Source organism: Alitiscatomonas sp., assembly GCF_037242085.1.
Lineage (GTDB): Bacteria > Bacillota > Clostridia > Lachnospirales > Lachnospiraceae > Alitiscatomonas > Alitiscatomonas aceti.
This window is the reverse complement of sequence record NZ_JAXXBR010000126.1, coordinates 16,093-27,526: the sequence shown is the minus strand read 5'-3', so window position 1 is coordinate 27,526 and position 11,434 is coordinate 16,093. Positions and strand designations below refer to the sequence as shown.

Sequence of the window (11,434 nt, the reverse complement as noted above, 5' to 3'; positions counted from 1 at the left end):
CCTCCGGATCGGGGATCCCCAGAAGGTACATGCCGTTCATGAAAATGCTGACGGCGAGCACTGCTGATACAGACAGAAATACGGCAAGGACGAACCGCAGGAGCTCTTTCACTGCCTTATGTTTCATGAAAATTTCTCCCTTCCAGCCAGAAAGCTGTACATCATTTCCTCCGATATTCCCATTATAGCAGAAAGCTGTCGTTTTTTCTTCTGTTTTTTCTATAAATATATCGCAGGTGGCCTTCTCACAAAAATAATGGCGCATCCAGCCGCCCGGACCGGCAGCCGCCGTCCGCTTTACACGGAGCCGGAGGAGTGATATATTCATGGGGAAAGGATGGGATATTATGAAGATCTGCGGATTACAGAAAACGACGCTTTTAGATTTTCCCGGCCATGTGGCCGCAACCATATTTACCGGGGGCTGCAATTTCCGCTGCCCCTTCTGTCACAACAGCGACCTTTTGGGAAGCGACGCCCCGGCGGCCTTTACCGACGAGGAGGTACTGGATTTCCTAAAAAAACGGAAGGGGATCCTGGAGGGGGCTGCCATCACTGGCGGAGAACCCACGCTCCAGCCAGATCTGGAGGATTTCATTCAGAAGGTACGGGCGCTGGAATACCAGATCAAGCTGGATACCAACGGCTACCGGCCGGAGGTGCTGAAACGTCTCTGTGAAAAAGGCCTCGTCGATTATGTGGCCATGGACATAAAAGCATGTGAGGAACGGTACCCGGCGGTGGCCGGAGTATCGTCCCTCCAGATGGAAAACATTCGTGAAAGTATTGAATTTTTAAAAAGTGGGGCCGTCCCCTATGAATTCCGTACCACCGTGGTCAGAGAGCTCCACTCTGCGGAGGATTTCCAGAAGATCGGACCATGGATCGCAGGGGCTCCCCTGTATTTTCTCCAGAACTTCTCTGATTCCGGCAGTGTACTGAATCCCATATACACAAGCTGCACCATCCCGGAGCTGACCTCTTATCTGGAGATCGTAAAGCCTTTTGTGGGGCATGCAGAGCTCCGCGGCATCGACTACTAGACACCCGGCCTCTCTTATCCTCTGGAGCCAGAGCCTTTTACCGCACCCGGATATCCGTATACCAGTATCCAAAGCGGCCATCGTTGGGCGGCTGCTTTTTTGACAGGACAAAATTGGGGAATCCAAACATGGATGCCATGTATTTCTCGCTGCTGTAATAATGGCCGGGGACCCCGATGAGATAGCGGGCGCGGCCGTCCTTGTTCCCAAGGCGGAACAGGATGATATACCGGAAATTATAATAGCCATGGAGCAGAAAGCTGTTGTTTCCGTACACCCAGCTTTCCCTGGGCAGGCGGCCGATATCCTGGGGACGGATCGTTAAGATCTCGCAGCCGCTCTCATAATCAAAGGGCTGGATCTTCGGGTAGGATTTCCGCAGCTCCTGCCACAGCTTTTCCGGATCTGCCGTCACATCCTCTGTTTCCTGGAGGTATCTGAGAACCTCTGGATTTTCCAGCTCCGGAGAACGGGAAAGGGAAGGATCCTTTTCCGGGGCAGACCGGCCGGAAGACGGAGCTGTTTCAGTCCCTGACCGGCTGTCTCCGGACCTGGAAGCGGGAGATACCCGGTTCGTCCCAGACTTCCGGTCCGATGCAGGCGGCAGCTCTTCCGGGAAAACCGGAGCTTCCGGTTCGGGTGGTATCTCCTCCGGTGCTGGCAGTTCCTCGGGTGCTGGCGGTTCGGAAGGTTCCTTTGGCAGCTCCTCCGTGACCGGCGGCACAGCTGGTTCCACCGGCATCGTCTCCGGCTCAGATGCCTGAGGCAGGATCATTTCCTCCCGGCTCCTCCGCTCCTCCTCCCGGGCGATCTCCGCCTCGATCTCCCGCACCACGCTGGCCACGGCCATCACTGGCTCCTCTTCGCTCTGGTCCGGACTTCCCGGCAGTATTTCCTCAGCCGGGAGCATTTTTACAGTGTCCCCGTTTCCCTGGTCCCCCGGAAGGGACCCCGGCAGCGTCTCCGGTTCCACGGCATCCTCCCAGATCGTCGTATAGGAACGCCAGGGATTCTTTACGTCATGGATGGTCAGCCCGTAATATGTATCCAGTCCCCCGCCGTTTCCCTCCACATTTTTCGCATCCACCACAGCCCGGAACTCTCCAGCTCCGCTGCGGATAAAGATGTTTCCCAGGAAAACCTCCGTCCCGGCCTTGGACAGAAGAAACACGCCGATGGCGCTGCTTCCCATATACACCTTCTTTACGCTCAGGTTCAGACGGCACTGCCCATTCCTGGCCTCCAGCTTTACAAAGCCTACATTCTTTCCCTTTTCTTTTCCTTCATATTCATAAATATAGGAAATCAATCTGCGATAGTCAGACATATTTTCACCCCTCTGTTATACAGTATATGACAGAGGGGTGATGAAATATTCTCAGGATATCCAGTTTATTTCCGGATGGCTCCGGATCTTACGGCGGCTTCTGCCACACGCTCCGCCACATGGGCGGCAACTCCCGGCTCTAAGGCCCCGGGAATGATGTATTCGGCGCACAGCTTATCGTCGGTCACCAGCTCTGCAATGGCATGGGCGGCGGCCACCTTCATATCATAGTTGATGTCACGGGCTCCGCAGTCCAGCGCGCCCCGGAAGATCCCTGGGAAGGCCAGGACGTTGTTGATCTGGTTGGGGAAATCGGATCGGCCCGTTCCCATGACCTTCACGCCTGCGGCCATGGCCTCATCGTACATGATCTCCGGCGTCGGGTTCGCCATGGCAAAAACGATAGGATCCTTGGCCATGGTCTTTATCATCTCCGGCTTTAAGGCTCCGCCCACGGAAACGCCGATAAACACGTCCGCGCCCACAAGGGCGTCTGCCAGATCTCCCCTCTTATCCTCCAGGTTCGTGATCCCGCACAGCATCTCTTTATGGTCCTTGATGCCCACGCCCCGGTCCTTATAAAGAATGCCGTTCTCATCGCAGGCGATGATGTGCTTCACTCCGGCCGCCAGGAGCATTTTAATAATGGCTGTCCCGGCAGATCCAGGACCGTTTAACACCACATGGATCTCTTCGATCTTCTTTCCCACTACCTTTAAGGCATTTAAAAGGGCAGCCGTGACCACAACGGCGGTTCCGTGCTGGTCGTCGTGGAACACCGGAATATCCAGCTCCTTTTCCAGACGGGCCTCTACCTCAAAGCATTTGGGGGAAGCGATATCCTCCAGATTCACGCCGCCGAAGCAGGGGGCGATGGCCTTTACAGCCTGGATGATCTCTTCAGTGTCCTTGGTATCCAGGCAGATGGGGAAGGCATCTACGTTTCCAAATTCCTTAAACAGGATCGCCTTTCCCTCCATCACCGGCATGGCGGCCTCTGGTCCAATATCTCCCAGCCCCAGAACGGCGGTTCCGTCGGAGACCACGGCCACCAGGTTTCCCTTGGCCGTATATTTATATACTTCCTTTTTGTCTGCATGGATCTTCCGGCACGGCTCGGCAACCCCCGGCGTATAAGCGGTGCTCAGATCGTCCCTTGTGTTTACGGGCACCTTGCTCCTGATCTCGATCTTACCTTTGTGCTCTGCATGGAGCTTTAAAGCTTCCTCATTAAAGTTCACTGGCTGTTCCTCCTCTTTTTTCGTTTCAGTCTCCAGCCTTCTCCTCCCGCCCGGAGGCGGGGCCTGTCAGGATCCCAGGAAGACGGCGCGGCGGCTGTATGTCCCGTCCAATAATTTAAAAATAGCACAAAAGCCGGCAAATCTCAAGCCTATTCGACCTTCATCATCCGGTATCCCACACCGATATGGGTCTGGATATACTGGGGACCGTCCACGCTGGAATCGATCTTTTTTCTCAAGGTGGCCATGAACACCCGCAGGGAAGCGATATCACTGGCTCCGCTGCTGCCCCAGATCTGCTGCATAATATACGTGTGGGTCAGGACCTTTCCCACATTCCTGGCCAGAAGGCATAGAAGCTTATATTCAATGGGCGTTAAATGAAGCTCCTTATCCCCAAGCCACGCGCATCCGGCGGCGTATTCGATCCGAAGCTCCCCGTTTTCAAACACCGCGTCCTCCGCCTGAGTCTGTCCCGAGGCCGAAAGCCGCCTGGTGGTAGCCCGCAGACGGGCTAACAGCTCCTCCACGGAAAAGGGCTTCGTCACATAATCGTCAGCCCCTGCGTCCAGGGCCTCGATCTTATCCTTATCCTCATTCCTGGCGCTGATGACGATGATGGGCATATTGGACCAGGTACGGATCTTTTTTATGATGTCCACTCCGTCCGTATCCGGCAGTCCCAGATCCAGGAGTACGATGTCCGGATTATGGGACGATGCCTCCAGCACCGCCTCAGCACCGTTCAAGGCCGTCAGATACCGGTAGTCATGGGTCTTTAGGATCGTCGTGATCAGATTGTTTACAGATCTGTCATCCTCCACCACAAGGATCAAAGGTTTATTCATGAAGCTGTACCTCCCCTGCTGGCAATGTAAATGTAAAGACTGCTCCATGGGGCGCATTGTCTGAAACAGTCAGCTCCCCTCCGTGGGCGTCTATGATGGACCGGCAGAGGGACAGGCCAATGCCGCAGTTGCGCCGGCTGTCGGCGATCGGATTCCCTCCGCTGTAAAACATATCGAATACCCTGGGCTTTTCCTGATCTGGGATCCCAGGCCCATCGTCGGCAATGGAAAGGATGATCGTTCCATCCTTTTTTTCGGACCGGATCGTGATATGGGAGCCGGCGGGCGTATATTCGATGGCGTTGTTGACGATATTGATGATCACCTGGACGATCAGCCTGGGATCCATCCTGGCCAGGAGAAATTCCTCCCCGCTTTCTGTAACGATGGTATGCTCTGCGCTTTTTTTATTCACATGACGCAATGCCTCGGCCACCACGTCGTCCACCAGATCCTCGGTGATATTTAAATTTAAGCGGCCCTCCACCAGCCGGGTGATGGACAGGAGGTTTTCCACCAGATTGATGAGCCACATGGAATTTTCATAAATATCCGTATAAAGCTGTTTCCTCGTCTCCTCGTCAAAGTCCTGGCCCATGGCCAGAAGATTGCTGGCGTTTCCGGAAATGGAGGTCAGAGGCGTTCGGAGATCATGGGAAATGGCCCTCAGAAGGTTGGCTCTCAGCTGCTCGTTCTTTGCCAGAACGGCGGCTTCCTCCTTTTCTCTTGTGCTCTTTTCATTTTCCAGGGCAAAGGCCCATTCTCCCAGTACAGATAAGAGGATGCTGTTTTCCATGGCGTCCAGTTCTCCGCCTTCCATAACGATCCCAAGGACCCCATAAACGTTTTCGCCCACGCGGATAGCCAGGTACAGACAGCCGGCATCGGAAAAAGTATCCGTGGTGGCTCCCGCGTGTTTATTATTTTTCAGAGTCCAGGCGGCCACCTCCCGCTCCCTGGCGGAGATACAGCCGGCATCTGGCTCCGTTTCCCCGGCCTGAAAGATCTGCGGCTCTCCCAGCACCCCATTTTCCGCCGGATAGACCACAATGTCCTTTTTTAGCAGTTTCACCAGCTGGCCCGCAGATACAGAAGTGATCTCCTCCTGCCCCCTGGCCTGCTGCAGGAGCCGGTTGGTATCAAACAGGATCCGGGTACGGAAAGCCACCTCCGCCGACTGCTTTGCGTGGCTTTTCAGCCGCATCACCAGAGAGCCTGTGATGAAAGCCGACAGGAACATGACGCTGAAGGTCAGCGGATACCCGGGAGCATATGCCTGGAGTGTATAGCGCGGCTCTGTGAACAGGAAATTGAACACCAGAACACTGACGGCGGATGAGATCAGGCTGTAAATCTGGTTTTTTGTCACCAGGGCCGTCACCAGGACCCCCAGCACATAGATGGTGATGATGTTGGCCTCATTGACCCCCAGGTTATAGAAAAAAAAACCAATGCAGCTGGCCGCCAGAAGGATCCCAATGCTTTTTAAGATATCTCCGGCCGAAAAGACCAGGTGGCGGCGCGTCCCAAAATGCCGTTTTCTGTAAAAGGAAGAGCCCGGATCAGCGTCAGGAATGATATATACGTCCAGATCCGGCGCGTTGGAGATCAGCTTTTCGGTCAGGGCAGGCTTGCTGAATATATGATCCCTGGTGGCAGCGCTGCGCCCGATGACGATTTTTGAGACTCCAGAGATCCGGGCAAATTCAGCGATCTGGAATGGGATATCGTCGCTGTACAGGATCTCGATCCTGGCTCCCAGCTGCTCTGCCAGCCGCATATGGGACTGGAGACGTTTCCGGTCCTCTTCGTCCATGTATGCCAGATCCGGCGTCTTTACGAACAGGGCCGTAAATGCCCCGCGGAACGCATTTGCCATCCTGGCCGCAGTTCGGACGATCTTTGCGTTGGAGGGGGATGCCGACAGACAGACCAGAACGTGCTCATCTCCATGAGCAGCTCCGTCTCCCCTGGTCAGCATATTGATCCGGTCGGCACACCGTCTTAAGGCCACCTCACGCAGGGCCGTCAGATTTGCCACCGTAAAATATGCCGTTCCCGGCGAATGCTCCCCCTCCTTTTCCGCCAGGGCCCCGTTCCTAAGCCGCTCCAGAAGCTCCCGCGGCTCCAGATCCACCAGCTCGACCTGATCTGCATGATCAAAGACCGAATCCGGAATCCTGTCCTTTACAGGGACCCTGGTAATGGCCGTCACGATATCATTCAGGCTTTCTATGTTCTGGGCGCTGACCGTGGTATAAACGCTGATCCCGGCCTTCAAAAGCTCCCGGATATCCTGGTATCTCCTGGAATGCCGGCTCCCCTTAGGATTTTCGCAGGCCAGATCGTCCATTAAGATCAGATCCGGTTTTCTCCGGATGGCCTGGTCCAGGTCAAATTCCTCCAGCCGTTCCATGGCCCGAAGCCGCTCCGCCAGGGCTGTGTCCTCCAGCGACCGGTACGGCGCAATGGAGCCGATGACCACGTCCATGCCCCGTTCTTCTGCCGTCAGCGCCGCCTGGAGCATGGCATACGTTTTCCCGACTCCTGCCGCGTATCCAAAAAAGATCTTCAGCTGGCCGCTTTTTCCGCCTTCCCCTGCATTTTGTCTTTCTTCTGTCATCGCCAGTCTCCTTCCCGGAATATACCACTATTATATATCATCCTGGTCCGGGAACTCAAGGCTGTCAAAAAAAACGTCTGCCTTCCCCATAAAACGCCAGCTTCCATAAAATGACGCCAGTACCAGACAGAGCAGGATCGCTTCCTTCATACGGGTCACTTCTTTCTCTTAGATATGGAAACATCTCTGGATATCCCGGATATTCCCAAGAACCAGCATGGTATCCTCTGCCGGAAGGACCGTATCCGGCGAGATATTCAGCTTCATCTTTCCATCATGCTTCATGGCCATGATGTTTATGTTGTATTTTCTTCTCACATTGAGCTGGCCGATGGTCTTTTCCGCCCAGCCCTCCGGGACTGCCACCTCAAAGATCGCATGCTCCTCATCCAGCTCCACATAATCAAAAATGTGGTCTGCGCTGTAACGGATGGCGGTCCAGGCAGCCAGCTGTTTTTCTGGATACACCACCTCGTCCGCTCCATTCCTCAAAAGGAATTTGGCCTGGACGTCCCTGGCTGCCCTGGATACCACATAGCCCGCTCCCAGCTCCTTTAAAAGGGAGGTGGTCTCCAGGGAACTCTGGAAATTGTCCCCAATGGCTACGATGCAGACGTCAAAGTTCCGCACTCCCAGGGAGCTTAAAAATTCCTCGTCTGTGGCGTCTCCGATCTGGGCATTGGTCACATAGGGAAGCACCGCCTCCACCCGCTTTTCATCTGTGTCCACGGCCATGACCTGGTGATGGAGCTCGTCCAGCTTCATGGCGATATGTCTTCCAAATCTTCCTAATCCGATCAGTAGTATAGATTTCATGATTTAATTCCTCCTTTATCCCACTGTGATCCGTTCCTGCGGGAACGCGGATCCGCTGACACAGCGGCTGGATACAGCCGCGTAAATGATCGTAAGTCCTCCCACCCGGCCAAAGAACATAAGACCGATGAGGATCAGCTGGGAGATCCGTCCCAGCTCCGGCGTAACGCCAAGGGACAGCCCCACGGTGCCGATGGCCGAGGCAGTCTCAAATAATGCGTCCAGAAGAGGGATCCCCTCCTCATAGCTGATGAACATGCCGCCTGCCAAAAACAGCCCCAGATACATCAGAAGAATGGCTCCGGCGTTGCGGATGGCCTCCTCCGGGATCCTGCGCTGAAAGAAATGGGCGCGCTCCTTCTGCCGGAACACTGCCCTGGCAGAGGAGAAGATCACGGCAATGGTGGTGGTCTTCATTCCTCCGGCGGTGGATCCGGGAGAGCCACCGATGAGCATTAAAACGATCATGAGCATCTGGCCTGCCTCGGTCATTTTTGTCAGATCTGCCGTGTTGAAGCCGGCAGTCCTGGGCGTCACTGACTGGAACAGAGAGCTTAATAGCCGCGTTCCCAGAGGCAGCTCCGAAAATTCAAAGAAGAAAAACCAGGCGGCCGGAGCTGCGATCAGCACTGCCGTTGTCACCAGGATCACCTTGCTCTGCATCCGGTACCGGCTGAAATGGAGCCGGTTCCTCTTCACATCCTCCCAGGTCAGAAAGCCGATGCCTCCTACGATGATGAGCGCCATGATCGTCAGATTGATCACTGGCTGGGACGCGTATGTAGTCAGGGAGGAAAAAGGAGACCGGATCCCGATCAGATCGAAGCCCGCGTTGCAGAAGGCGGAAATGGAGTGGAACATGGCATACCAGACTCCCTTAAGGAAGCCAAAATCCCGTACAAACACTGGAGCCATGGCCACAGCTCCCAGAAGCTCCACCAGAAATACCGTTTTCAGGATAAATTCCGTCATACGGACGATACCGCCCACCTGGGGAGCGGAAATGGACTCCCGCATGGTGCTCCGCTGCATAAGACTGATCTTCCGGCCCGAGAAAATAGCCACTGCCACAGAGACTGTCACCACGCCCATGCCTCCGATCTGGATAAGAAACAGGATCACCGCCTGTCCGAACACGGACCAGTAGGAGGCTGTGTCATGGAGCACCAGTCCGGTCACACATACCGCCGAGGTGGATGTAAAGAGAGCGTCCAGAAAGGACGCGCCCTGTCCGTCCCTGGTGGCCAGGGGCAGCGTCAGACAAAGGCTGCCCAGAAGGATCACCAGCATAAAGCCCAAGATGATCACCTGGAACGAGGAAACGTGTCTGTGTATCTTTTCTTTAAACTTTGCATTGATCTCCCACTTGAGGTTCTGCCACATATTCCGCACCTGCCTGTAAATCTTCTTATTAATATGGTCTTTATTGCATCCTTATTATATCTTTAAACGCATTAAGCCGGTATGAGTATATAAGAATCTGTATTAATATTGTATAAAGACGGGCAGAGACAGGAGCATTTATTCCTGTGGAAAGGTATCCTTAAGCTTTACGGCGGCTTCACTGAGCATGGCTGTCAGAAGATTATATTCAAACTCTGCAATGGGACGGCGTTCCTCCAGATAAATTCCCATGACCCCCTTTACCTGATCCTCATCCTGGATCGGCAGATACAACGCCAGGGAATCCGGCAGCGTATGTGTCGAGGCACCTGCCCGGTGTCCGTTGGCCGCCGTCCACTGGGCCACTCCCTTTTCCCGGGTACTGAGGCAAACAGAAAATTCTTCTTCTGACATTCCCGGCCGGGGAAACACCATCGCTGTTCCCAAACGCCCCTTTTTATCCACCGGGTAGATCAGCACCGATAAATTTAAAAGTTTTCCGGCCTGGGCCGCTGTCAGCGCCCAGACCTCTTTTTCCCTCCGGCACCGACGGAGCCTCTGGCTGTTTTCAAGCAAAAGTCCTGTCCGGTATGCGATCTTGGCGCTTTCCACGTTCTGCTGCTTTAGCTTTCTTGTCATTGCCGCAGCGAAGAACCCGGAGAAAAACAGAAGGATAAAGGTAACAGAGTCTCCCCTGTCGTAAGCTTTTAAGCTGTAAAGCGGTTCTATACAGAAAAAATTGTATAAAACAACACTCAGAAGAGCGGAATATAAGGAGTAGATCTTCCGGTCCGCAATATAAGAGGAGATCAGGACACCCAGAAGATATAGTATGATCTGATCCGTTCCCGAAAGTCCCAGTTTCAGAAATGCTAAGGACAGAAACGCTGCCGCTGCCATCACAGCCGTAATGAGTGACAGATCCAGAACCGTTTTTCTCCAATCCCCTTTCTTCCTTTTTTCCATCTGAGACGGATGGTATCGTTTGGTCTGGCGCATGTCCGGTATGATGTATACGTCTATATTGGGGGCCAGGTAGGTAAGCTTTTCCAAAAGCTCTGACCGGTACATGGGCCGGATGGTAAGATGATTGGTCCTCCCCAAAACGATTTTTGATACATTGCTGATCCTGGCATACTGGGCGATCTGAGAGGCCACATCAGAGCCGCAAACCGTAACGACCCTGGCTCCCAGGACCTTGGCTATTTCCATATTTTCCCTCAAGGCCGCCTTTGTCTTTTCATCGGCCTCCCGGATCTTTGCAGTCTCTACCACCAGCCCTGTAAGCCTGCCCCGGAACGCGTCTGCCAGCCTGGCAGCCGTCCGGATCACTTTGGCACTGGATGGAGCCGCCGTAATGCAGACCAGGATATGCTCTCCTGTATGATAATCCTGGTTATCGGAAAGACTCCTTTCCTCCTCCGCCATCCGGCTGACCCGGTCTGCCGTCCGCCTCAAGGCAATCTCTCGTAAAGCCACCAGCTTTTCCCGCCGGAAAAAATTGGAGAGCGCCCGTTCCGCCTGGCTCTCTCCGTATATCTTTCCCTCCTTCATACGACGGATCAGATCGTCCGGCTCAATATCTATGACCTCCACCTGATCCGCCTGGTCAAAAACATAATCCGGGATCCGTTCCCGGACCTGGATCCCTGTAATACTCCCCACCAGATCGTTCAGACTCTCCAGATGCTGGATATTGACCGTGGAATATACACTGATCCCCGCTTGGAGAAGCTCCATCACATCTTGATACCGCTTCTCATTTCTGCATCCCCTGACATTGGTATGGGCCAGCTCATCCACCAGCAGAAGCTGTGGCCTCCGCTTCAGCGCTGCATCCAGATCGAATTCCCGCAGCTGGATCCCCTTATAATCCACCATCAGCGGAGGAATTTCCTCAAGGCCCTCCCTCAGAGCTTCTGTATCAGGCCTGTTATGAGGCTCGATATAACCGGCCACCACATCGATCCCACTCTTTTCTGCCTCATGAGCCGCTTCCAGCATGGCGTAGGTCTTTCCTGTTCCAGCTGCATAACCAAGGAAAACCTTCATCTTCCCCCGGTTTTTTTCCTGCTCCCGTTTTTCCTCATATTGGATCCGCTTCAAAAGCTGCTCCGAATCCGGTCTCATTTCTTCCATTCCGATATGCTCCA

8 protein-coding genes are annotated in these 11,434 nt (G+C 54.2%); 1 reads left to right on the top strand and 7 read right to left on the bottom strand.

Features of this window, described 5'->3' with window-relative positions; translation table 11 throughout:
- Window positions 1-347: 347 nt before the first annotated feature.
- Window positions 348-1,043 carry an anaerobic ribonucleoside-triphosphate reductase activating protein gene (locus WIH05_RS12760; RefSeq protein WP_022274307.1) on the top strand — a complete coding sequence of 232 codons (696 nt, stop codon included), beginning with the start codon at window positions 348-350 and terminating at the stop codon, window positions 1,041-1,043.
- 37 nt (window positions 1,044-1,080) lie between these two features.
- On the opposite strand, the gene WIH05_RS12755 is transcribed toward WIH05_RS12760, so the two are convergent.
- The 7 genes from WIH05_RS12755 to WIH05_RS12725 form a co-directional block, all read right to left on the bottom strand.
- Complete coding sequence (locus WIH05_RS12755) at window positions 1,081-2,370, bottom strand: DUF6128 domain-containing protein (protein ID WP_022274306.1); 1,290 nt, start codon at window positions 2,368-2,370, stop codon at window positions 1,081-1,083.
- A 65-nt stretch (window positions 2,371-2,435) separates the two neighbouring features.
- Window positions 2,436-3,611: a malic enzyme-like NAD(P)-binding protein gene (locus WIH05_RS12750; protein ID WP_022274305.1), complete on the bottom strand. Its 1,176-nt coding sequence runs from the start codon at window positions 3,609-3,611 to the stop codon at window positions 2,436-2,438.
- Between the two features lie 149 nt (window positions 3,612-3,760).
- Window positions 3,761-4,459, bottom strand: coding sequence for a response regulator transcription factor (locus WIH05_RS12745; protein ID WP_022274304.1), 699 nt, complete (start codon window positions 4,457-4,459; stop codon window positions 3,761-3,763).
- On the bottom strand, window positions 4,452-7,082 hold the full coding sequence (locus WIH05_RS12740; RefSeq protein ID WP_022274303.1) for a sensor histidine kinase KdpD: 2,631 nt from the start codon (window positions 7,080-7,082) through the stop codon (window positions 4,452-4,454). Before WIH05_RS12740 ends, WIH05_RS12745 begins: the two co-directional genes overlap by 8 nt.
- 168 nt (window positions 7,083-7,250) lie before the next feature.
- Window positions 7,251-7,898 carry a TrkA family potassium uptake protein gene (locus tag WIH05_RS12735; protein WP_022274302.1) on the bottom strand — a complete coding sequence of 216 codons (648 nt, stop codon included), beginning with the start codon at window positions 7,896-7,898 and terminating at the stop codon, window positions 7,251-7,253.
- Between the two features lie 15 nt (window positions 7,899-7,913).
- Window positions 7,914-9,281 (bottom strand): TrkH family potassium uptake protein, encoded by a 1,368-nt coding sequence (locus tag WIH05_RS12730; RefSeq protein ID WP_022274301.1) that lies wholly within the window; start codon window positions 9,279-9,281, stop codon window positions 7,914-7,916.
- Window positions 9,282-9,419: 138 nt separating this feature from the next.
- Window positions 9,420-11,420 (bottom strand): DUF4118 domain-containing protein, encoded by a 2,001-nt coding sequence (locus WIH05_RS12725; RefSeq protein WP_022274300.1) that lies wholly within the window; start codon window positions 11,418-11,420, stop codon window positions 9,420-9,422.
- Window positions 11,421-11,434: the final 14 nt, after the last annotated feature.